The sequence below is a fragment of the Holdemania massiliensis AP2 genome (genome assembly GCF_000327285.1).
GTDB classification, from domain to species: Bacteria; Bacillota_I; Bacilli_A; order Erysipelotrichales; family Erysipelotrichaceae; genus Holdemania; species Holdemania massiliensis.
This window is the reverse complement of the sequence record NZ_HE998570.1, coordinates 173,763-195,911: the sequence shown is the minus strand read 5'-3', so window position 1 is coordinate 195,911 and position 22,149 is coordinate 173,763. Positions and strand designations below refer to the sequence as shown.

Sequence of the window (22,149 nt, the reverse complement as noted above, 5' to 3'; positions counted from 1 at the left end):
AACCCCTTTCTATCTGAAAAAATAAAGAAACTGAGATCCGTCATTGTATCCTTTGACTTATATCTCAGTTGTTCATTTCTTTATGCGCTGCGCTTCATTTCCTTGATGCGCTTGTTGATTTCATTTTTTATGATTGTGCTGCCGGCTCCGAAATTTACCGAATAGCCCGCGCGGCTTTCTACAACGCGGCTGGCGCCCAGACGCTGAATCTGAGAGAAATTGATCAGCGAGGAATCGACAACCTGAATCGTTAAGCGGGTAGGAGAAGAGTGCATCATTTTGATGTTTTCCAAGCCGCCGACCGCCAGAATGAAGCCTTCTACTCTTCGCTTGCTGGCACCAGTATTGAACAAGTCCAACGCCAAATACTTAAAGTAAAAGCGGGTAAATGCCAAGTAGAGAACAAACAGAATCACACCAACGACGAAGATCATCTGAATCGTGTGCTGCATATTCGGATTGCGGACATACAGCATAAAATCAAACAGCGTTCCCGGCATAGCCGTCACGGTACTTCCGGCATAACTGAATCCCAAGGTCACGCTCATCGACTGGAAGATTCCAAACAATGCCCCGGTAACTATCAAATGGAACACAAATAACAGCGGCGTCAGGATCAGAAGATACAATTCCAATGGCAGCAGCGTTCCTGTCACTAACGACACTAGAATCGCAACTAAGAAGAACAGACGAATCCGCCGTTTTTCCATCTTATCTGTAAACATCGTATAGAAACCGATCAGCATGCCCGGAACCGCAAACAGATTCAGAACATAATACGGCGTGATCAGCCGGCCTACTCCGCTTGGCGTAATTAAACTGTTCATCTGCGCCGTCCAGATGCCGACATCTCCTGTATAGTTTACGCCTAAATTATTGATCCACGTCCCGCCCTGTTCGCCAAACCAGAACAGATTCCGCATCAGCGCTCCCAGATTCAGATCCGCTAAAATCCGATCCATAACGCCGTAAACAAACAAGTTCATCGGATTGGTAATATCCGTAGCGATGAACTCAAAAATCGTATTGAGAAGACTGAGCACAATCGGCCAGATCCAGACCAGCGCAAAACCGGTGATCAGACACAGAACCAAAGTTAAGATCAAGCCCCAGGTATCCCGGTCGACAAAAGAGAAGAACCCGTATATCGACTTCGTCCGTGATTTGGAATAGGCAATCCGCGAGGCCAGCACAACGGCTGCGCACGCAAAGAACCCCGTCTGTAACGGATATCGTGTCCGGTCAAATAAGGATGAAGAATAACTTAATCCCAGAATGGCTGAAGAAGCCGAGGTTGGCAGTCCAGAGGGCTGAAACAACATCGTGATCACTAAGACCAGCACATATCCGGTAATTCCGATCATAATCGGCACGGATGAATTGCTTTTTGTCGCTAAAAACTTTATCATGACAAAGAAAGGAAAATTGATAATAATAAAACTGCCGGTCCGTTTGAACAGATCTGCCAGCAGCAGGATATTGCGATCATTAACCGACCAGAAAACCGATAAGCTCTGGTTGGTAATCAAGGTTCCAAGCCCCGTCAGGATGATTGCCACAAACAGCATTTTCAATGGAAATTGAATGATTTCTAATAAAGAATGCCATCTTCTCATACCATCACCTCGCCTATTATGATACCATTATTATACGTTAGATTCAAATGAAAGGAGTGGTTTGACTTTCATGAAAACCAAGTTTGCTGAAACACAGGCTGATTTCTTTCGGATTGTCAGAATCCGGACTGAAGTCTTTGTTATAGAACAACAAGTTGACCTGCATATTGAACAGGATCAGGACGACGACACCGCGATGCACTGGCTGGTGGAAAATGAGGAAGGCGAAGCGATTGCCTGCTGCCGGGGATTGGATTTCAAAGACGAAATTCACCTGGGCCGCGTAGCTGTCTTAAAGCCTTACCGTATGCAGCATATCGGAGCTTTGATGATGCGGGAGGTAGAGAACGATCCGCATCTGGCAAAATTTAAGAAGATCGTCGTGCACGCCCAAGCGCAGGTTGAAGGCTTTTATTCGTCGCTGGGCTATACAACCGTGTCCGAGCCCTTTTATGAGGCCGGCATCAAGCATGTAACGATGGAGAAAGCGCTATGAGCCAACAGCCGGAACGCATCCATAAGAAGTTTCATATCGACCGGACCTTGATGTTTCTGCTTCTGGCCATGACCTGTGTGTCCTTGCTGGCAATCTATTGCGCGGATCCGATCATGGCGACCCGGCTGCAGGGTACCTATCTGTGGGCCAAGCAGGGCATGTGGTATGCGATCGGATTTCTGATGCTGGCGTTTCTGACCCGGTTTGGTAGTGATCGGTTATTTACCGGCATTAAGATCTTTTACTGGATTTTGATGGTTCTGCTGGCCATCCTGCTGGTGGATAAATATTTAATTGATCTGCCGGATCGTTTCATCCGACCCGTCAACGGCACAACAGCGTGGTATCAGATCCCTGGCCTGGGTACCTTCCAGCCCAGTGAGTTTATGAAAATTGTTCTGATCATCATGGTTGCCAACATTATCCATGAGCACAATCTGGGCAAAACTGAGATGTCTTTTGCCAGTGACTTTCAGTTATTCTGGAAGGTTGGAAAAATTTCCGTTCCGCCGCTGATTTTAATTTTCTTAGAACCAGATACCGGTATTCCATTAGTCATCATCGTCAGTATTCTGGTCATGCTGGCTGTGTCCGGGGTGCGCCGGGAGTGGGTTTGGCTGGGTGCTGCCTGTCTGATAATCGGCTTCGGCGGCTTGATCCTGATGTTTAAATTTTATCCGAATGTTCTGTCCTCCATCCTTGGCGGAGGGTATAAAATGCGCCGTATCTACGGTTGGCTGGAAACGGAGAAATACATCAATACCTGGGGCAATCAGCTTTATACTTCACTGCTGACAATCGGCTCTTCCGGCTTGACCGGCCATGGCTTCCGCGAAGTGCTGATTCGTTTCCCAGAACCGCAGACGGACTTTATTTTCTCCGTTATCGGTCAGAACTTCGGATTTCTCGGCACAACCTCCGTTGTCGCTCTGCTGACAACCTTTGATCTGAAATTGATCAGTATCGCGACGAAATATGATCAGCCAAGAGAACGGTATATGGTTGCCGGCATGATCGGAATGTTATTGTTCCAGCAGCTGGTCAACATGGGCATGATCACCGGTCTGTTCCCCATCACCGGGATCACGCTGCCGTTTATTTCCTATGGCGGATCGAGTATGCTGTCCTACATGATACCGCTGGCCATTGTCTTCCAGATGAGCTCGGAAACCAAGAGCCGGCTGATGCACTAAACTCCGGATAAACATTATGGATCGCTAAAAGCAGTGATATCTTATATAGTACGTATTTTTGCTTGTTTTCACATATTTTTCTCTATCCACTCGAATAATACTTTCCCAACAGACAAAAAAATCGCCGGAAAGGAAGTTCAGCGCAACTCCGCTCTTCCTGCCACAGCGATTTTTTTCTGACTTTGTTTTCAGGCTTTGCTACAAACTCATCGCAAAGAAATATCCGTCATGGGTAGCCTCCATAACACGGCCGACGTGTTTGCAGTCACCGATCAAGGCCGTCTGCGGAGTAATGCCGTAGAAGGCCAGCGCTTCTTCACGCTTAGACTTCATGCCCACAGCATAGATCACCGTATCCGCATTTACGATCTGTTCCTGCCCCTTGTCATCGACAACTTTCACACCCGTGTCCAGCACTTCCAAACAACGGGTCTTTAACAGGGCATGAAAGTTTTCCTTTACATCAAGAATCGCATGCTTCAGTCCGATTTTGTAGAAGAAATGCCCTTGGGCAGCCAATTCGTCATTCATCTCAATGACGGTTACATCATGCCCTTTTTCCGCTAACGTCAACGCCATTTCCGCACCGATGGTACCGCCGCCGATGATCGCGACACGCTGTCCAATTTCTTCCATGTGCGTGTAGAGCGACGTTGCCTCCTGTGCCTTTTCAATCCCCGGGATGCGCGGCTGAACCGGTTCTGCCCCAACCGCAATCACCAGTGCGTCCGGATTCATCGCTTTTACCATTTCCGGGGTTGCGATGGTATTGAACATCACCTGAACCTTGGACTTGGCAATCTGCACCTGAAGATATTTCTTATAATTATCGAGATCTTCCTTATGATTATCAAACGGGGCATGCTTCAGCTGTCCGCCGACCGCATCGCTTTTTTCAATCAGGATGACCTCATGTCCGCGCTCTGCCGCAGTCAGCGCCGCCTTGCATCCGCCCGGTCCGCCGCCGATGACAACGACCTTTTTCATATTTTTGGCCGGAGTGATTTCCTGCGGTACCCGCCGTTCCCGGAACAGCCGCGGATTGACGGAACAGAACAAATTCATGTGATCTGTCGCACTGTGATAGCAATAATCACAGCGCAGACACGGTACAATATCCTCTTCCCGGCCTTCCATCGCTTTCTTCGGCCAGTTGGGATCGGCTACAAAGGAACGGCCGACGCAGACCGCATCACCCCAGCCCTCAGCCAGCACTTCTTCCGCCAGCTGCACCGTGTTAATGCCGCCGCGGGGAATCGCGATCAGCTGCGGTGCTTCCTTTTTCATCCGCTTTGAGAATTCAACGGTAAAATCTTTCTTCTGGAAAATCGTTCCGCAATGAAAGACATTTTCATTCCACAGGTTGGTCGTATCCATACCGGAAGAGATGATAACCAGATCCAGAATTCCCTGCGCCCGTTTCAGAAATTCCATCATTTCCTCTTCCGTATGCGACAGATCGACACTGCGCTGGTCATACAGCTGACTGGAAATCGTGATGGCCATCGGCATGTCCTCGCCGATCGCTTCCCGTACTGCCCGCAATAACATCAGCGGATATCGGCAGCGATTCTCCATGGAACCGCCAAACTTATCCGTTCGGTGATTTTCCTTCGCTGACAGAAACGAAGCGATTGCACTGCCATGGGCAAAGCCGCCGACCTCGACGTAATCAAAACCAAATTCACGAGCGGCCTTAGCACTGCGGCAGGCTGTTTCGATGGATTCCAGGATCATGGCTTCCGGCATCTCTTCACACGGATAGCCATCCCACATACCTTTGGAAGCTCGATAATTCGGCAGCATTGGCTGGTTGCCGCTGCTTGGCTGACCTTTCGGCGTACCGCCCTCGATCTTCGCATAGTTGGGCTCAATGTCGGTGATCGGCGGAATTTTATCTGGATGGAAAGCAAACGGCATCACCCCGGCAGCGACCTTAGCCCCGGTCTGCGCAGCCATCGACATCAGCTCGCGGATTTGATCGCGGGCATATTTTTCATAACGACCGTCAGCCTGAACCGGCCCTGTGGCAATCGTACAGCCGCCAAAGCCGCCCTGGGATTTGTCAAAGAACAACATCCCGGCATCGTAGAGGGAATCATAGGAGGATGGATGACGATGCTTCGGCGAATGTCCCTGCGGCGAAAGGAATATCCGGTTGGGGAACATAATGCCGCGCACCCGCAGCGGTGTGAATAATTTTGGAAAATGAGTTTGCATAACGCTCCTTCTTTCTTTTTTTGATGCGCAGCTGTTTTCGCAGAAAATAGCGCGCAGTGAGAATCATCATGATCCTTAAATTAGGCAGCGGGCTTAAGATTCTGTGGAATCGCTTTGATTCTGCCTGAACCCGCTCTTTTGAAAAGATGAACGGAGGGAGGTTTCCATTCATCTTTCCTTACACTTACCCGTAATAAAGCAGACTTCCGTGCGTGACGACACGGAACGCAACTGATTTGCCCAAACGGGCTTTGATCATTTTTTCAGCCTGATGAATCACAGCCTGCGTATCCTGCGCCTGTACCTCAAACACCAGCGCGATCGGATTAATTTTGTCCTTACCGCAGTAAATGGCGTTCAGCGGCGGTTGCTGCAAAGCCTCAACAATGGCGTCCATCGCCGCGCGCTTGCCGGTTTCCACATTGATCTTCATGCGTTTGCCCGGCTTTCTAAAATACCGATGACTTCCTCGGCAATGACTTTAAAATCTTCAGCACTCATCATCTGACATTCGGCATGGACAAGAAGGAGGTCGACATGAACCTCAGTCCCGGCTGCAAATTGCGACAAAAGCTCTCCATGTGCCTGATGTCCCTGATTAAAGATCTGTTCACCCTCTGCCAGATGAGCGCGGGCGTTTTCCAGCTGTCCCGCCGCAGCCAATTCAATCGCTTCCACAAACAAACCTTTGGCGGTTCCTACTTTAGCGATAATTTCACAGCTGACCTTTGCCAATCCCTGTTCCATTCGTTTTCCTCCTTCCGCAGACGCTTTTACGCTTCCAAAAGTGCCTGGACTTGTTTAATCATCGCTTCGCCATCCATGGCGGCGTATAAGCGCATATCCATCAAAATCACCGGGGTATTCGGATAATCCTGTTGGACATGTTTCAAATTGTACCGGATCTGCGGTCCCAGTAAGATGACGTCCGCTTTCGGTCCTTCATCCCGGACCTTGGCATACGGAAACGCCTTGATCTCATACTCCAGACCGAGCTTGTCCGCCGCCTGCTGCATTTTTTTGGTCATCATTTCCGTCGTAAAACCGTTGGCACAGAACAAACGTATTATTTTCATAAAGTTCCTCTTTCTTTAAGCTGCGTTTTCAATCTCACCTAAAGCCATCGCTTCCTGTTCCTCACGCAGACATTTTCGATCCCAGATCATTAAGAACGGGTACCAGATTGCGATTGCCACAATCAACATCACCGCAAAGACCAGAAATACACGGAAGTCTCCATAACAGGCAACAAAGGTTGAGAATGGCTGCGGCAAAGCGGCGATTCCGGACATCGCAGAGCGGTTCATGAAACCATATTTGACGGCTGCCATGTTGATCGAAACGATGATCGGCTGGTACAAAATAAACGGAATACCAAGAATTGGATTCAAGACGATGGGAATACCGAAAGTCATCGGTTCAGAAATGTTGAACAAAGTTGGAATGAAAGTCATCCGCCCAATTGCCTTATTGCGCTTGGCTTTGCAGGCAAACATCAGGATCAGCGGGATAAAGTAAAAGACGTTGCACATGTTGACGCCGCCGGTCGTGAAGTACGGCAGATCGGCAATCGCTGTTCCTGAAGCATACGCCGCTGACTGTTCCGCCAACAGCGCATTGGAAATCGGCATCGAGAAACCGGCCGTAATCGCCCAGCCATGCATTCCCAGCCAGAAGAACAGCTGCATTAAGAAGTGCAGAACAGCCTGGTACCAAATCGAATCGGAACCCTGGATCGCCGGCGTGACCAGCGACTGAATTAAGGCTGGAATGGAATGGCCGCTCAGACTGACCACCAGGCAGTTGCCGCCATAGAACACCGCGACCAGAATCATCAGCGGGATCAGCGCTTCAAACGACTTGCTGACAAGCGGCGGAACGGAGTCCGGCATGCGGATGCGCAGGTTGTGTTTCACTAAGAAATGATAAAGCTCAACGGAAACCAGCGCGGTCAGCACCGCCGCAAAGATTCCGGCATAACCGAAATACTGAGCGGAGAAGGCCATGTTTTCATAGGTCGACGCCATCAGCACGAAGCACAGCAGTGAAAGCAATCCGTTCATCATGCTGTCGGAATCTTCATAGTTTTTAGAATGCTGATAAGCGACCGTGAACGAAACAATCAGCGCCATTAAGCCAAAGATGACATTGTAGGGAACAAGCAAGGCCGCATCCACGGCTTCGCTCCATTGCGGTAAAAACGACGCGACTTTCGGCAAAGCCTCCAAAATACTGAATATCGCAGCGACCATCGTCAGCGGCATCAGGCAGATCAGACCATTGGCAATCGAACGTAGAAATTTGTTGTTGGAGAGTACATCAGCGATCGGTGATAAAGCATGATCGAGTTTGTCTAAGAAATTATTCATGAGCTTCCCCTTTCCTCAAGATCCATGAGTTTCTCAAAAAACATTTGAAATGTCAGCACCTCCATCCTTTCTCCCGTATTCTTGACTTCAGTATAGCGGGAGTGAAGGGGCGCCGCAATTTAAGGTTTGCCGCCTAGGCGGCAGGCGTTGACCCGCAAAGCAGCACGCTTATTTTGGAGGACTGTGATAGCTTCGCTCAGACCACCGCCGGCCTTTTCACGGTGCGGCGGATCTGCCGAGCTGCGGCCATCATCCGCAAACGCATCATCAGCGACGGTTGTTTTTCCTTGTCGGCAGGATCTATCACCTTCCACACAAGTTTGCCGTCCTCCCCCCGCACCTGCTTTTCCGTCTGCTGGGTCATGATGAAACGGCTGCCGCGGGCTTCCTCGATCACATCATACACGGCGGTTCTCCGCAGATTTTCGCGTGTGTAAACAACAGCGTAATGCTGTGGATAACTGTACTCTGTCAGCCGTACCGAGGCGATCCGCGGCTTTTTCGGATTGTTGGAAATATTTTTCTGATACGTGAAACCCGCCTTCAGCTGTGCGGGCGTAACCGTCCGTCCGGTATAAGCTAAAACATCCTGAAGCAAGACCGCGATGAAGTAATCAAAGATTTCTGCGCCTTTGACTTTCAGATGAAATGTATTCTTCATGATGCCGCTCCTTCTGCAACAATTTTGTTTTTCTTCCATTTCCCAGACAGATAGCGCGGCCAGGCGATCACGATGGAACAGAACCAGCCAAACGGATAACTCAGCCATAAAGCATAGCGGCCTAAGATGCCAACCAGAGCATAGGCGAAGCCCGCCCGCATCAGAAGATCCGTAATGGAGCAGAGAAACACCAGTTTGGCATCCCCCGCACCTTTAAGAACACCGGTTAAAATAAACATGACGGCCATGACGAAGTAACTGAAGACCGCGACATGCAGATATTCCGCACCGATGTCGAACAGTTCCCGACTAGCCCCGCTGCTGACAAATAAGCCAAGAATCGCATCCGAAGCCCCATAGATCAGCACGCCTGTGACTAAGCAGCAGATGAAGGCAAAGAATACTGTGAAGCGCAGCCCGGTTTTGATCCGATCATACTGCTGCGCTCCGATGTTCTGCGCGGCATAGGTCGAAATTGCCGTCCCCAGCGAAACCATCGGCGACATTGCGATGCCATCGACCTTATTCGCGGCGGTATAGGCCGCAACCGTTACACTGCCGAAGCTGTTCAGAAGACTTTGCACCGCCAGCATCCCGGAGGCTGAGATCGCATTTTGGGCTACCGCAGGCAGACCGATCGCACAGATCGACTTGAACATCTGCTTGTCAAACCAAGCCGGAGGTTCGGTTTTCATCTGATCCAGACGTTTCTGAATCAGCCGCCAGCAGGACAAGGCGGCAAATCCCTGACCCAAGACGGTCGCCGCCGCAACCCCAGCCGTACCCCAATGCAGGCCCAGCGTAAACACCAAATCGAGCACTACGTTGATGGCACTGGCGATCAGCAGCATCAGCATCGGTGTTTTGGAATCTCCCAGGGCAGTCGACACCTGATTGAACATGTTGTAAAGCATGACAAACACGACACCGATAAAGATCACACCCAGATAAGACAAAGCATACGACATCATTTCAGCCGGGGTGTTCATCAGCTGCAGCATTGGATTCATGATCAATAACCCCAGCATACCGCCCGCCAGGCCCAGCGCTACAAACACGATCAGCGACGTATGAATTGCCGTTTTGACTTCTTTCAGTTTCTGGGCACCAAAATATTGGGCCGTAACCACTGAGGTGCCCACCGCCAGACCCATGCCGGCCATCGTCACGATGTTCATAATAACTCCGCTGGTCCCCACCGCCGCAAGCGCATCACTGTTGATAAAATTGCCGACAACGATGGTGTCAACCAGACTGTATGCTTGTTGAAACAAGGCGCCGATCAGCATCGGCACCGCAAATTTCAGGATTGCCGAGGACGGCTTGTCCCGCAGCAGATCCAGTTCTTTTTTAGCCATCCGCTTCTTTCCTCTCTGCTTTCTTTTTTCGCTAGCTCAGATCTTCACCCTCACTGGCGATTACCTTGCGGTACCAGTCAAAGCTGTCTTTTTTAATTCGTTTCAGCGTACCCTGACCTTCGTTATCGCGATCGACATAGATCATGCCATAGCGTTTTTTCATTTCTCCGCTGCCCGCACTGATGAAATCAATGCAGCCCCAGGCGGTATAGCCCATGACCTCAACACCATCTTCATGGATCGCTTTGAGCAGTTCCCGAATGTTTTGACGATAATAATCAATTCGGTAGGGATCATGAACCTGACCGTCGGCACTGACCACATCCTCTGCGCCAAAGCCATTTTCCACGCAGAACACCGGAATTTGATAACGGTCATAAAACTGATTGAGGGCAAACCGCAGACCGTACGGATCAATCCCCCAGCCCCATTCACTTTCCTGCAGATATGGATTTTTAACCATCCGCATCATATTGCCCTGGACTTTTTCAACAGGCCGGGTTGAGGAAACGCCTGACATATAATAGCTGAAGCCGACGAAATCCACGCAGCCCGCACGTAAGATCTGCGCATCCTCCGGTTCCATGACCAGCTCGACGCCGCGGCGTTCCCATCGTTTCTTCGCCTTGTTGGAATAATAACCGCGCACCTGTGTATCACTGAAATAGAACATGTCATCGTTGTCCTTCATCGCCTGAATCTGATCCTCAGGCTTACAGGTTTCCGGATAAAACAAAGGATTGCAGACCATGCAGCCAATTTTGTTCTCCGGATCGATTTCATGCCCCAGCTTAACCGCTTTGGCACTGGCTAAAAGCAGATGATGCGCTACCTGAAGCAGCACCTGATCCCGATCAGCGCCTTCCGGAATCCGTACGCCGGTCTGTTGTTCACCGCCATGCATCATCGTGTTAATCTCATTGAAGGTCATCCAGATTTTAACCTTGCCCTTATACCGGCTGAAAACCGTACGGCAGTAGCGTTCAAAAAAATCAACGCAGCGCCGGTCGGCAAAAGAATTGTATTTCTGGACTAAAGCGTAAGGAACCTCATAATGCGTCAATGTGATCACCGGCTCAATCCCATAGCGCAGCAGTTCGTCAAAGAGTTCATCATAGAAGCGCAGTCCGGCTTCATTGGGCCGTTCGTCATCGCCATGCGGATAAATCCGGCTCCATGCAATGGAGGTTCGGAAAGCTTTATAGCCCATTTCCGCAAACAGATTGACATCTTCTTTCCAATGATGATAGAAATCCGTCGCAATGTGCGAGGGATAGTATTTTCCTTCCTCGACCCCATCGGTGTACTCACGGCGCTGAGAGCGCGAACCTGCCGTAAAACAGTCTGCCACGCTCAGTCCCTTGCCGTCTTCCAAATAAGCACCTTCAAATTGATTGGCTGCCGAAGCTCCGCCCCAGAGGAACCCTTTCGGTGTTTTCATTCTTTTTGACTCCTTCCCCGCTGACTCTGCAGCTTAATTCTGGATGAAGAGCGCCTGACATCCGACAGATAAAGGCCCCATCTCAGGCAGAGTCCGATTCAAGCCGCTCTTCACTGAAGAAAGAAATACGGGATTTTCTTCATCCTCAGCATACTCGTTTTGCCTGCCGGCTCACAAACACGATTTTGCCTCAGCCGCGGCAACCCGAATCTCCGGAAATCCTGCCCATTTAGATCTGGCTTGGCTTCGTCTGTTCATCCGAATGATTTTCAACACTCAATAGAATTAAAAAAAACTGGATTCTCCGTCGATGTCCGTTTCCTGCCTTTTTATCAAGGCGATCTCAGATCATTCTTATTCGGTTCCAGTTCTTTTACGTAAATCCTTAAAAGTTTCTTCAATTCTTCCGTTTTAGCCAGGGATCAAGAACCAACAGGAAATTACTTGTTGTTCTGCGCTGAGCATTTTCATTCATGAATACGGATTCAGGCAGGGATTGAATTCGCCCAGAAGTTTTAAAACGAATGGCTTCTTTGACTTTGTTTCCATTTTCCACTTTCCTTCCCCAGAAAACTTCCTCGATATTTCGATTCATCCAAATCAGAAAATATCCCTTTTGCTGGCAATAAGCCTGAATCTGTGAAGCATGGCGAAAATCACTGGGAAGTTCTTCATCTTTATCACACACATAAAAGACATAAGCCTGATCCTCGGCTGCTAATTGATCCATAAATTTTTTCAATTGGACTTGAATTTGTCTTTTGGCGTAGTTGTATTTTCCATTCATATAGATAAACCGCAGAATCGTTTTGTGCTGATCAAACTGATAAAAATGATTCAGCGCCTGTTTTATATACAAGCCGTCACTGTCATGATGTGCATCCTGACTTTCGACACAAAATATTAAAAGTTGTTTCACTGATCCTCATCCTCAAACAAGCCAAGAAAATCAAAAGGTTCGATATTAAAGGGGGAATTATCAATCATTCCATTTCGATATAAATTAATCACAGAATAATTCCCTTTCTTCTTCCAGGAAATAATTTCAGAATTATCAGACAAGAAGTCAATCGAATGTTTCCGTTTGCTTAATACTTCCATCGGTCCAAGATTATGCGTTGTAAAACAGAGCTGTCCTTTTCCATAAGCACAAAAATAATCCAGTAAACGACAGAGATAAACATCATGCAGATTCGCATCCAGTTCATCAATAAAGACAAGATCGCCGTTCATGAAACGCTTAAAAGCATTAAATAAAGTGATCAGCTTTTTGATTCCGGTGCTTTCAAATTCACTGGCGATTCTAAAGTCTTTATAGACCAAATACTTTGTAATAACAAGATTTCCCTGAACTTCTTTGCATTCATTTTCAATACCAAGCAAATCCATCTTAAAGATCTGAATAAACTCTGCGAGTCGTTGGATTTGCCGCTGATATTGAGGATAGGCGGGAATTGGGATCACATCATCTTCCGTATTAAACTCAAATGAAGCTGAGCTTGTTTCTTCCCGCAGATCATCAAGCGTCCAATCGCTGAGCTGTTTTTGTTTTTGCCGAATCCAGCCACGATGCAGATCAGAAGTGGAAAGTTCAATATGCAGCGCTTCTGCAAAAAAATAAACAGAAAGAATGTTTTTTATGAACGTTGATAAAGGAATCTGCGCCTTATTTTCAATCGTATGTTGAATTAAAATAGCCGGAATTGTTTGTTTTTTCATTAAATTGGCGGTCATTGTTTTCAAAGATTCAATTTCTTTAAAATCTGAAGACTTCAGACTTCCCTCTTCAACATGGTATAAGGTTTGTGTTTTTCCAGTATCCAGGGTTTGACCTGTATGCTTTTTTAACTGTTCCTCAGCAATCACAAAATCTTTAAAACCCGTTTGTTTCAGACAAATAGAATGGATAAGAATGGTCTGTATCTGCGCCTGAGCGTTCAGAATTAAAAATGTCACCTCCATCTGCAGCTTTCGAGTTTTCTTATTGATGATTTCACTCAGAAATAACGTCGTTTCATGATCATAGAGATAATTACTGTTCATGACCAGTTCTTTATAAATGGCCATGGCATTCATAATCGCGGACTTTCCAGAACCATTAGACCCATAAATAGCCTTGATATTGGATTGACTCCAATCCAAATGGGATCTTAAGGTTTTATCACAGAAATCCAGTTGAATCCTCTGATCTAAGTTTTTAATTCCAGCGACTTTAAAACGGGCTAAGTAATAACGCATGCTCTCACCTCGTTATTATTATACAACATAAATTTGTATTAAAAGTACATTTTGTATTTATTTCATATTTTTTCAAATGCAAGTCGATCGGCCCTGTTTTATTTCCTCAAATCAAACCTGAATTTAGAACACTGCAGACTGAATCTGATTCGCCTTTTGCGATTCCTGAAATCCTGCCCATCAAATGCCGATTAAAAACTTGCCGCGATCCTGGCAAATTTTAAATTTCACCTTTCCTTGTGTTTTAGTAAGGATTTTGATAATAATGATATTGAACAAGCAGGGGAGGGAAAATCATGATTGAACTTTCTCAGCGGCAATATCTGGCACTGCGTCTATTGCGGGAATATCAAAAGCCGATTCCGGGTCAGCAGTTCAGCCAGCTGCTGAATGTCTCACCGCGAACGCTTCGTTATGAAGTCAAAGCGATCAACCAGATTGCCGGTCAGCCGATCATCCTGTCCAGTAAAGAAGGTTATTCGCTGAGTGAAGAACCGGCGGTTCTTCAACAGATTCAGGACTGCCGGGTGGACGATGACCAACAGTTGGAAAAACAGCTGATTTTATCCCTGCTCGAATGCAAAGAAGCATCGATTTATGATTTGGCGCAGGAATACTATGTCAGCGAATCGACGATCTATGGTCTGATTAAGCGAATTATGCCGAAATTTCACAGTTTCTCCTTAAGTCTGCAGCGGCATGGCGAATGGTTGAGCTGTCAGGGAAAAGAAACCGACAAGCGTCGGATGCTTTCCCATTTCTTCTTTGCCGAAGCCAATTCGCTCGCGACTACGCTCGTGAACTTTGACGATTACTTTTCACCGTTCAGCTTAGCGGAGCTGGCACAGATGATCCATCAAACATTGGAAGAACTGAATGTTCAGATTGATGACATCTATATCAAAAACATCATCATCTGCATTGCCGTCTGTGTCCAGCGAATGCTTAACGGATATCCCAGCGACCGCAGTGAAGCCGAAGAAAACAAGTTAATCCTTTCCTGTTCCCCACGCCTTACCCGATTTGTCGATTCGGTTTGCGGACAGCTGGAAAATCAGCTGAAACTGACGTTTACCGAAGCCGATAAAGCTACGATTCTTGCCTTTATTACCGGATCCTTCCCGGAAGAAAACGAACAGATTCTCCAAAACGAATCCTTTCGCGGTCAAATTCGGAAACTCCTGGATAAAACCTTCCGTCATTTCCAGCTGGAACTGGACTACTCCGCGGTCTTTGATAATTTTATACTGCACGTCCACTTTCTGCTGCTGCGCTGCCGCCATCAAAATTTTTTCCACAATGATTTCGCGACGTCGCTGCGGACTTCCCATCCCTTCATTTACGATGTTGCGGTTTATCTGGCCTATCAGCTGGAAAAAACATTTGATGTGATCATTCCCGGAGATGAAATTGGACTGATCGCGATTTATCTCGGATCCATCGCCACCTATGTTCCGACTTACGATCTTCCTCGCGTGATCTGCATCTGTCCGCAATATCATGAACTGCGCAAGCTAATGGTCCAGCAGCTCACGGAAAAGTTAAGCTGTACTCTCGATATTATAAAAATAGTATCCAGCCTGTCAGAAATCACAGATCAGGATCATGCGGATTTTTATCTTTCCACGGTCAGGACCGAAAAGAATCTCAACGACCTAATTCAGATCAGTCCGATTTTATCGCCTATCGAAATTCATCGCATTGAAAAGAAAAACCTCGAATTCATGAAAGTTCAGAAACGCCGTCGGCTGCGCCAGAATCTGCTTCGCTTCTTCGATGACCAGTTGTTTTTCTGCAATCATGGCCTGACTAACGAAGGTGAAATCCTCGCCTTCTTTGACAAACAGCTTCAGCAGATGGGTGTGATTGACGATCAGTTTATGGATTCTGTCCGGCAGCGGGAAGCGTTATCTTCCACGGCGTTCTTCAATCGTTTTGCCGTTCCTCATTCGTTAGAAAAAGCGGCGCTGACGACCAAAGTCGTCTATTATTACAGCGATGAGCCGATTCGCTGGTATGATTCCCGAGTCAATTTAGTCTTGTTGATCTTAAGCTCCAACGATGATGAACAGTCCTCCAAGATCTACAACCTCATTTTTGACATTCTGATTGATGAAAGCTGTTATAAAAAGATGATCCTGTGCCGTTCCCGCAAAGAACTCATGGACTTTCTGGAAATTCACTCGGACTGAACTCGTTTTCAAGATTCTTCAGACTTCGCCGACCCGGTGAAGTCTTTTGTCATTTTTACGCGCTCTCCGGCAAATTTCCATGCTAAAATAAGAAAAAGACAGGAAGGAGGATCAGCCATGATTCACATTGCGATTGCCGAGGATATCCCTGCTGAACGGGATCAGCTTGTTGCTGCCCTGCGCCAAGCGGAACAACAGCTGAATGAAGAATTTCAGATACAGACATTCAGCGATGGTTCCGAGCTGCTTCAAAAGTATCCCCATCCGCTGGATATCCTGCTGCTGGACATCCAGATGGCTGAAATCTCCGGAATGGAAGCCGCCCGTCAGATCCGTCAGTTTGACGATCAGGTCATTCTCATCTTTGTCACCAGTCTGGCTCAGTACGCCCTCGACGGATATGCCGTACGGGCTATGGATTATCTGATCAAGCCGGTTCGTCCGGCGGCTTTAACTCAAACCTTGCGCTTAGCGTTATCCCACTTGAAAAAACAAGGGGGCCGGCCGCTGAAGGTCAGGACAACCGAGGGGCTGGCTGTTGTGGATCCGACAACCCTCAAGTATGCGGAAGCAGTGAATCATAAAGTAGTCCTGCATTGTCGTCAAAGGCAGCTGACCATCAGCGACAGTCTGCAGAATTTAGAAAAACAATTAGCCGGAGCACGTTTTTTCAGAATTCACTCGGCATTTCTGGTGAACTTAAACCAGGTCAGCGGGGTCCAGGGCAGTGATGTGATCGTCAGCCAAGACCGGCTGCCGCTGTCAAAGCATCGCCGCAAAGCCTTTATGGAAGCATTAGCGGAAGCGGCAGGCAGCTGGCTATGAGAATTGAATTTCAAATCAGCTCGCTGATCAGCGAACTCAACACGTTAATTCTGACCGGCCTGTTGTTAGCCCCGCTGCGGAAAAAGCTTTCTTTTCGGGATGCGCTGATGTTCGCAGGCTGTGCGCTGCTGAGCTCCCTGTTCGTTTCTGAATGGACAATCTTCGGCTTCTATCTGCCGATGATCCTCAGAATTTTGATTCTGACCCTGGCAGTAAGACAGTATAGCGAACGATCCTATTCCGCCTGTGTTTACTATGCCCTTGTCAGTTTTCTGTTCTTTAACGCGACGGCCACACTGGCTTCCTTTTTCGTGATGAAAGTTTTTCAAACCGATTGGTTTGTGGATGCTTCTCTGCTGCATAATCTGACGGCCAATCTCATCCTCGACGCACTTCGCCTGTTGCCCGGATATGTCGTCCAGTTTTTTCTCTTTCGCCAACAAAAAGCAGAGATTCCCTGGAAACAGCTTCCGCTGCTGATCCTGTCCACTCTGCCGTATTTGTTTGTCCGTGGAATTATCCTGTTTCTGCCTTTGAGCAATGAAGATCTCAGTGTTGAAATTCCGATTATGATTACCGTGACAACACTTGTCGGATTGACGTTGATGATCATGAACGTCAACATGCTGAGTGAACAAAAACAACGATTGGAACTGCAGCAGCGCAATCGGCTGCTGCGGCAGCAATATGATCAGGTCCGGTTTGTAAAAATCCAGATGGATCAGGTCAACCAGAAATATCATGATCTTAAAAATATCCTGACGGTTTTGGAAGGCGGCGCCTCCAGCCAACAGATTCATGCTTCCCTGCAAACGCTGCAGGCTGAGATTCAACCTTATGAGACTTGTATTCAAACAGGGGATGAAACCTTGGATATGATTTTAGGCGTCAAGCTGGAACAGTGCCGGCAAAAACAAATCACCTGTGTCCCTATGATCGAAGGCTCCCTCCTTTCATTTATGGATCCGGTAGATCTGGCGGCCTGTTTGGGCAACGCTCTGGACAATGCGATGGAAGCGGTTGAAGTCTTGCCGCAAGCCCAGCGGCGTATCCGTCTGACAATTCAGCGGCATGATCAGCTGGTTCGGATACAGGTAACCAATCCCTGTGTTTCGCAAACGACTTTAGAATATCAAGATCAGTCTGATCGGTTGCTGCCCCCTACAACCAAAGCGGCAAAAGAAAATCATGGCTTCGGCTTGCAAAGCATGAAGGCGACGGCAGAAAAATATGGCGGAGCCCTGGCGCTGCACCAAAAGGACGGGCAATTTCAGCTCACGCTGCTGATTCCGATGCCCAGTTAAGGCAGATCTGCGACCAGTTAGTCGCATTGTGAATTTTTTAGTTTCCTCTCTGCTATAATGTCGGCACAAGAAACGAGGGAGAGAGTATGACTAAAATTTCACGTCGAGATTTCATCAAAGGAACGCTGGCTACGACCGCTTCCCTTGCCGCAGCTGGATTATTGAGCGGCTGTTCCACCCAGGAACCAACGGCTACGCCGACGCCGGACAGTTCTTCCACTACCCCTTCCGCAGGTTCATGGCGCATTCCGATGGCGCCGGTCGCACAGAGCGAAATTGCGGAAACCGTTGAAACTACCGTTCTGGTTATCGGTTCGGGACACGCCGGTATTGCCGCGGTCCGTCAGGTTGCAGAAAGCGGCGTCGATGTGATTCTGATTGAAAATCAGGATGCCGACATTTATCAGGCCATGGGCAATGCTGCCGGCTGCATCAACAGCCAGTATCTCCTGAACAAAGGCGTCGAAGCTGTCGATCCGGTTGACTTCTACAACAACTGGCAGATCAACACTAACAACGGCGGCCAGCCTGATCTGGTCATGAAATATGCCCAGCACAGCGGTGAAGCCTGCGATTGGTTTATTACCGAACTGGCAAGCGAGGAAGAAATGGCAACCACTTCCACCCAATACTGGCCTTTGAATGAAAACAACCGTGAACACATGCTGGGACAGATCGGGGTTCATAAGTTCTGGTCTTCTTCCATTGATTTGTACGGCGATTTGAAAATGACCGATATCCATAAGCGCAACCATGCAAAAATTGAAGAATCCGGTCACGGTCAGGTCATCTTCAATACCAAAGCGCAGTATCTGCTTCAGGATGAGAGCGGAAAAACGACCGGCTGCGTTGCGAAAAACGGCGACCGCTATGTCTGTTACAAGGCGAAAGCTGTCGTTTTGGCGACCGGCGGTTTTGGCAGTAATGACGATATGATGCAGGATCTGTTAGCGGATCTGATTGACGAAATGCAGGAAGGCGATCAGCTAAGCAACATGCGCATGGACCGCGATGGTTCCGGAATCGCCATGGGCTATTGGGCCGGCGGCAAGCTGGAGCATACGATTGCGACAATGGACGGCCGTACTCCTTGGATCGGCGGCAAGCCAGGTCTGGCATTGAGCATCGGTCACCCACAGGGAATGTGGATGAACGCCAAAGGCAAGCGCTTTATGAATGAATATTGGGGTCCGATTGAGTTCCGCAACAAGCCGGTACTGCATATGAACCGCGATCGTTTCTATGCGGTCTATGATTCCCAACTGCCGGAACATCTGAAATATGTAGCACCGAATCACGGCACCAAAGATCCGACAGACGCTTTCTTAAGCAATGTCCAGAAGGCCATGGATGAAGCCGTTCAAGCTGGATCTGCCGGTGTTCAGGTCGAAGATCCGACATCCTTCTGGTATGGTGCGGAGAGCCTGGAAGAGCTGGTCAGCTTCATTGATGCCGATGAAAAAGTAAAACAGAATATTCTGACTTCAATTGAACGGTATAACGCGTTATGCAAAGAAGGAAAGGATCAGGATTACGGTCGGGAACCAAGCCTGATGTTCCCGATTGAACAGGGGCCTTTCTTCCTGCAGGTCATCGATCATGACAGCAGTATTGGCAATCTGATGTGTACCATGGGCGGCTTGATCGTCGACGGCGACCAGAAGGTACTGGGTGATCAGTTTAATCCGGTTCCAGGTCTGTTTGCGACCGGCAACTGCTCAGGCGGCCGCTTTGGGGAAGATTATTTCACTCCGCTGTTTGGAGCCTCCATCGGCATGTGCATTACACTGGGACGGGAATGCGGCAAGTCCGTTGTGGACTATCTCAACGAAGAAGCAATCTAATTCTATTGATTTTTAAGCGAAACTCCGAAGCCTCGGAGTTTTTCTCTTTCCGCTAACTATCGATCTGCAAAATGGGTGATACAATCTGTCCCTGCCCCATAGTGAACGCACGCTTCGATGAAAATTCTGCCTGTCTGCCATTCTCCGATTGCAATGATCTTCCATTTCTTTCACCTGTCATTTCCAACTTCGTGATACAATAAGAGAAACAGGAGGATAGACATCATGGAAATTAAAACCTGTGTCGAAAACCAGCGAACTTACTTTAAGACCCATGCGACGCTGAGCTATGCGTTTCGTTATGAAGCGCTGACCTTATTACAGCGTGTGATTCGGGATCATGAACTGGAAATCATGGAAGCCCTGAAACAAGATCTGGGCAAGTCCAATTTTGAATCCTATATGAGCGAAATCGGGATCGTCCTTGAAGAATTAAATTATGCCAAAAAACACTTAAAACAGTGGATGAAACCCAAACGTGTGCCGACGCCGCTCGCCCAATTTCCGGCGGTCAGCTTTACCCTGGCCGAGCCGTATGGCGTCGCGTTAATCATGGCGCCCTGGAATTACCCTTTCCAGCTGACTTTGAGTCCGTTGATTGGAGCGATTGCTGCCGGCAACTGTGCGATTGTCAAGCCCTCCGCGTATGCCCCGGCAACCTCACACCTGATCGCTGAGCTGTTAGGCACCATCTATGATGAAAACTACATCGCTGTCATTGAAGGCGGCCGGGAAGAAAATTCCGAATTGCTTCAACAGCGCTTTGATACGATCTTTTTCACTGGCGGCGTTCAGGTTGGCCGGCTGGTGATGGAACAGGCGGCCAAGTGGCTGACCCCGGTGACGCTGGAGTTAGGCGGCAAGAGCCCTTGCCTGGTGGATGCTTCAGCCGATATTCAGCGGGCTGCCCGGCGGATTGTTTTCGGCAAACTGCTCAATGCTGGTCAAACCTGCGTGGCCCCGGACTACATTCTGGTGGATCAGCGGGTCAAAGCGCCGTTGATTGAAGCTCTGCGCTCTGAGATCCACCGTCAGTACGGTACAAATCCAACATTGAATGAGAATTATCCGCGGATTATCAACGAAAAACATGAACAACGCTTATCCGCAGCGTTGGCTGGTCAGCCAATCTTATGCGGCGGTCTTTGGAATCAGCACAAACTGATGCCAACGCTGGTCGATGAACCGGAACCGGATTCCATTTTAATGCAGGAAGAAATCTTCGGCCCGATTCTGCCGATTCTCTCCTACACCCATTTCAGCGAAGCGCTGCGGTTTATCGAACAGCGGGAAAAACCGCTGGCAGCCTATCTGTTCAGTGAAAACCAAAAACATCAGGATCGCTTCCTGCGTGAATGTTCGTTTGGGGGCGGCTGCATCAATGATACGATTATTCATCTGGCAACCTCCGCGATGCCGTTTGGCGGCGTGGGACAGAGCGGCATGGGTGGCTATCATGGATTTTCCAGCTTTAAAGCTTTCTCCCATACCAAAAGCATCGTGGACAAGTCAACCTGGATGGATCTGCCTGTCCGGTATCAGCCAGTTGCTCCCTGGAAATCCAAACTGCTTCGCCAATTCATGAAGTAAACATCTCTCTTCATGCTTTAATCACAAGAAAACGGCAGCGTCAATCTGCCGTTTTTTCATTTTCAATCGTTTCACTGCAGGGAATATTATTCACCTTTCTTACGCTGATCATAATCCGCATTCAGTTCTGCAGCCCAATCGTCATCTAGTTCTTCCATACCCTGAATTTTTGATATTGCCGAATCGATTGCTTTAAATTTTTTCATGAGTCCTTTCTCATCCGCATGGAAATTCGCTGAACGATTCGCACGAATCCCCATTGAGTCCGCAGTCTTGACCGCGTCAATATTCGCGCCCAGAAAGAGAAACTCCCAATGATACCGCTCTTTCTGTTTTTCAATCAGATTTTTAACCTGAGATAGGGAATATTCCTGGCTGGAATTTTCCATTCCATCCGTGGTGATAATGAACAGCGTCTTTTCCGGTCGGTTCTCTTTTTTCATGGACTGATGCAGTCCGGAAATATGCGTCACGGATTTGCCCACCGCATCCAGTAAAGCAGTACAGCCGCGGACATAATATTCATCCTCGCTCAAGGCTCCCACCTGCATGATCGGAACTCGATCTAAAACTACATCAGTCTGATCATCAAATAAAATCAGCGAGATCCGTGCCGCACTTCCCTGTCGTTTCTGCTTTTCAATGAGTGCGTTAAACCCTCCAATCGTATCGCTTTCCAATCCTGCCATGCTTCCGCTGCGGTCTAAAATAAAAACAATTTCTGTCGCCGCTTTCATCGTCTTGCCTCCTTTGTGCTTTCAGTTTAACCTGAAACGAATCCGCAAAGGTCGCATTCAAAGCG

At 48.2% G+C, this 22,149-nt stretch carries 19 protein-coding genes; 7 read left to right on the top strand and 12 right to left on the bottom strand.

The annotated features are described in order from the left end of the window. Positions 1-80: 80 nt before the first annotated feature. A complete protein-coding gene (locus BN162_RS15095) occupies positions 81-1,616 on the bottom strand; it encodes a PTS sugar transporter subunit IIABC family protein (protein WP_020225965.1) in 1,536 nt (511 codons plus the stop codon). Positions 1,617-1,686: 70 nt separating this feature from the next. Between BN162_RS15095 and BN162_RS15090 the strand changes: the two genes are divergently transcribed. Beyond that, positions 1,687-2,112 carry a GNAT family N-acetyltransferase gene (locus tag BN162_RS15090; RefSeq protein WP_020225964.1) on the top strand — a complete coding sequence of 142 codons (426 nt, stop codon included), beginning with the start codon at positions 1,687-1,689 and terminating at the stop codon, positions 2,110-2,112. After that, positions 2,109-3,305, top strand: a complete 1,197-nt coding sequence (locus BN162_RS15085) for an FtsW/RodA/SpoVE family cell cycle protein (RefSeq protein ID WP_020225963.1) — start codon at positions 2,109-2,111, stop codon at positions 3,303-3,305. Before BN162_RS15090 ends, BN162_RS15085 begins: the two co-directional genes overlap by 4 nt. Before the next feature lie 198 nt (positions 3,306-3,503). Here BN162_RS15085 and BN162_RS15080 read toward each other — a convergent pair whose 3' ends face one another. The 10 genes from BN162_RS15080 to BN162_RS18125 all read right to left on the bottom strand — a co-directional run bounded on the left by BN162_RS15080 (position 3,504) and on the right by BN162_RS18125 (position 13,592). Continuing rightward, positions 3,504-5,525, bottom strand: coding sequence for an FAD-dependent oxidoreductase (locus BN162_RS15080; protein WP_020225962.1), 2,022 nt, complete (start codon positions 5,523-5,525; stop codon positions 3,504-3,506). Positions 5,526-5,709: 184 nt separating this feature from the next. Beyond that, positions 5,710-5,958, bottom strand: coding sequence for a hypothetical protein (locus BN162_RS15075; RefSeq protein ID WP_020225961.1), 249 nt, complete (start codon positions 5,956-5,958; stop codon positions 5,710-5,712). Then, a complete protein-coding gene (locus tag BN162_RS15070) occupies positions 5,955-6,272 on the bottom strand; it encodes a PTS sugar transporter subunit IIA (RefSeq protein WP_020225960.1) in 318 nt (105 codons plus the stop codon). The genes BN162_RS15075 and BN162_RS15070 overlap by 4 nt, the downstream gene beginning before the upstream one ends. 26 nt (positions 6,273-6,298) lie before the next feature. Then, complete coding sequence (locus tag BN162_RS15065) at positions 6,299-6,601, bottom strand: PTS sugar transporter subunit IIB (protein ID WP_020225959.1); 303 nt, start codon at positions 6,599-6,601, stop codon at positions 6,299-6,301. A 15-nt stretch (positions 6,602-6,616) separates the two neighbouring features. Then, positions 6,617-7,894 (bottom strand): PTS sugar transporter subunit IIC, encoded by a 1,278-nt coding sequence (locus tag BN162_RS15060; protein WP_020225958.1) that lies wholly within the window; start codon positions 7,892-7,894, stop codon positions 6,617-6,619. Positions 7,895-8,090: 196 nt separating this feature from the next. Further along, positions 8,091-8,555 carry a DUF3284 domain-containing protein gene (locus BN162_RS15055; protein ID WP_020225957.1) on the bottom strand — a complete coding sequence of 155 codons (465 nt, stop codon included), beginning with the start codon at positions 8,553-8,555 and terminating at the stop codon, positions 8,091-8,093. Next, positions 8,552-9,913: an MATE family efflux transporter gene (locus BN162_RS15050; protein WP_020225956.1), complete on the bottom strand. Its 1,362-nt coding sequence runs from the start codon at positions 9,911-9,913 to the stop codon at positions 8,552-8,554. Before BN162_RS15050 ends, BN162_RS15055 begins: the two co-directional genes overlap by 4 nt. 31 nt (positions 9,914-9,944) lie before the next feature. Continuing rightward, on the bottom strand, positions 9,945-11,354 hold the full coding sequence (locus BN162_RS15045; protein ID WP_020225955.1) for a 6-phospho-beta-glucosidase: 1,410 nt from the start codon (positions 11,352-11,354) through the stop codon (positions 9,945-9,947). 397 nt (positions 11,355-11,751) lie between these two features. Beyond that, complete coding sequence (locus tag BN162_RS15040; protein ID WP_020225954.1) at positions 11,752-12,273, bottom strand: hypothetical protein; 522 nt, start codon at positions 12,271-12,273, stop codon at positions 11,752-11,754. Continuing rightward, positions 12,270-13,592 carry an AAA family ATPase gene (locus tag BN162_RS18125; protein WP_020225953.1) on the bottom strand — a complete coding sequence of 441 codons (1,323 nt, stop codon included), beginning with the start codon at positions 13,590-13,592 and terminating at the stop codon, positions 12,270-12,272. Before BN162_RS18125 ends, BN162_RS15040 begins: the two co-directional genes overlap by 4 nt. Before the next feature lie 296 nt (positions 13,593-13,888). Between BN162_RS18125 and BN162_RS15030 the strand changes: the two genes are divergently transcribed. From BN162_RS15030 to BN162_RS15010, 5 genes are all read left to right on the top strand, one after another. Further along, positions 13,889-15,784, top strand: a complete 1,896-nt coding sequence (locus BN162_RS15030; protein ID WP_020225952.1) for a BglG family transcription antiterminator — start codon at positions 13,889-13,891, stop codon at positions 15,782-15,784. Positions 15,785-15,901: 117 nt separating this feature from the next. Next, a complete protein-coding gene (locus BN162_RS15025; RefSeq protein WP_020225951.1) occupies positions 15,902-16,609 on the top strand; it encodes a LytR/AlgR family response regulator transcription factor in 708 nt (235 codons plus the stop codon). After that, complete coding sequence (locus tag BN162_RS15020) at positions 16,606-17,913, top strand: ATP-binding protein (protein WP_020225950.1); 1,308 nt, start codon at positions 16,606-16,608, stop codon at positions 17,911-17,913. Before BN162_RS15025 ends, BN162_RS15020 begins: the two co-directional genes overlap by 4 nt. Positions 17,914-17,999: 86 nt before the next feature. Then, positions 18,000-19,757, top strand: coding sequence for an FAD-dependent oxidoreductase (locus tag BN162_RS15015; protein WP_020225949.1), 1,758 nt, complete (start codon positions 18,000-18,002; stop codon positions 19,755-19,757). 225 nt (positions 19,758-19,982) lie between these two features. Continuing rightward, positions 19,983-21,347, top strand: a complete 1,365-nt coding sequence (locus tag BN162_RS15010; RefSeq protein WP_020225948.1) for an aldehyde dehydrogenase — start codon at positions 19,983-19,985, stop codon at positions 21,345-21,347. An 86-nt stretch (positions 21,348-21,433) separates the two neighbouring features. Here the strand turns inward: BN162_RS15010 and BN162_RS15005 are convergent, their stop codons facing one another. After that, positions 21,434-22,084 (bottom strand): vWA domain-containing protein, encoded by a 651-nt coding sequence (locus tag BN162_RS15005; protein ID WP_020225947.1) that lies wholly within the window; start codon positions 22,082-22,084, stop codon positions 21,434-21,436. Between the last annotated feature and the right edge of the window lie 65 nt (positions 22,085-22,149).

Bases quoted from the DNA above. Each gene is read 5' to 3' on its own strand.
- BN162_RS15095 (WP_020225965.1), bottom strand. From the start codon at position 1,616: ATGAGAAGATGGCATTCTTTATTAGAAATCATTCAATTTCCATTGAAA.
- BN162_RS15085 (WP_020225963.1), top strand. From the start codon at position 2,109: ATGAGCCAACAGCCGGAACGCATCCATAAGAAGTTTCATATCGACCGG.
- BN162_RS15005 (WP_020225947.1), bottom strand. From the start codon at position 22,084: ATGAAAGCGGCGACAGAAATTGTTTTTATTTTAGACCGCAGCGGAAGC.
- BN162_RS15065 (WP_020225959.1), bottom strand. From the start codon at position 6,601: ATGAAAATAATACGTTTGTTCTGTGCCAACGGTTTTACGACGGAAATG.
- BN162_RS15075 (WP_020225961.1), bottom strand. From the start codon at position 5,958: ATGAAGATCAATGTGGAAACCGGCAAGCGCGCGGCGATGGACGCCATT.
- BN162_RS15020 (WP_020225950.1), top strand. From the start codon at position 16,606: ATGAGAATTGAATTTCAAATCAGCTCGCTGATCAGCGAACTCAACACG.
- BN162_RS18125 (WP_020225953.1), bottom strand. From the start codon at position 13,592: ATGCGTTATTACTTAGCCCGTTTTAAAGTCGCTGGAATTAAAAACTTA.
- BN162_RS15090 (WP_020225964.1), top strand. From the start codon at position 1,687: ATGAAAACCAAGTTTGCTGAAACACAGGCTGATTTCTTTCGGATTGTC.
- BN162_RS15010 (WP_020225948.1), top strand. From the start codon at position 19,983: ATGGAAATTAAAACCTGTGTCGAAAACCAGCGAACTTACTTTAAGACC.
- BN162_RS15060 (WP_020225958.1), bottom strand. From the start codon at position 7,894: ATGAATAATTTCTTAGACAAACTCGATCATGCTTTATCACCGATCGCT.
- BN162_RS15070 (WP_020225960.1), bottom strand. From the start codon at position 6,272: ATGGAACAGGGATTGGCAAAGGTCAGCTGTGAAATTATCGCTAAAGTA.
- BN162_RS15030 (WP_020225952.1), top strand. From the start codon at position 13,889: ATGATTGAACTTTCTCAGCGGCAATATCTGGCACTGCGTCTATTGCGG.
- BN162_RS15055 (WP_020225957.1), bottom strand. From the start codon at position 8,555: ATGAAGAATACATTTCATCTGAAAGTCAAAGGCGCAGAAATCTTTGAT.
- BN162_RS15015 (WP_020225949.1), top strand. From the start codon at position 18,000: ATGACTAAAATTTCACGTCGAGATTTCATCAAAGGAACGCTGGCTACG.
- BN162_RS15025 (WP_020225951.1), top strand. From the start codon at position 15,902: ATGATTCACATTGCGATTGCCGAGGATATCCCTGCTGAACGGGATCAG.
- BN162_RS15080 (WP_020225962.1), bottom strand. From the start codon at position 5,525: ATGCAAACTCATTTTCCAAAATTATTCACACCGCTGCGGGTGCGCGGC.
- BN162_RS15050 (WP_020225956.1), bottom strand. From the start codon at position 9,913: ATGGCTAAAAAAGAACTGGATCTGCTGCGGGACAAGCCGTCCTCGGCA.
- BN162_RS15045 (WP_020225955.1), bottom strand. From the start codon at position 11,354: ATGAAAACACCGAAAGGGTTCCTCTGGGGCGGAGCTTCGGCAGCCAAT.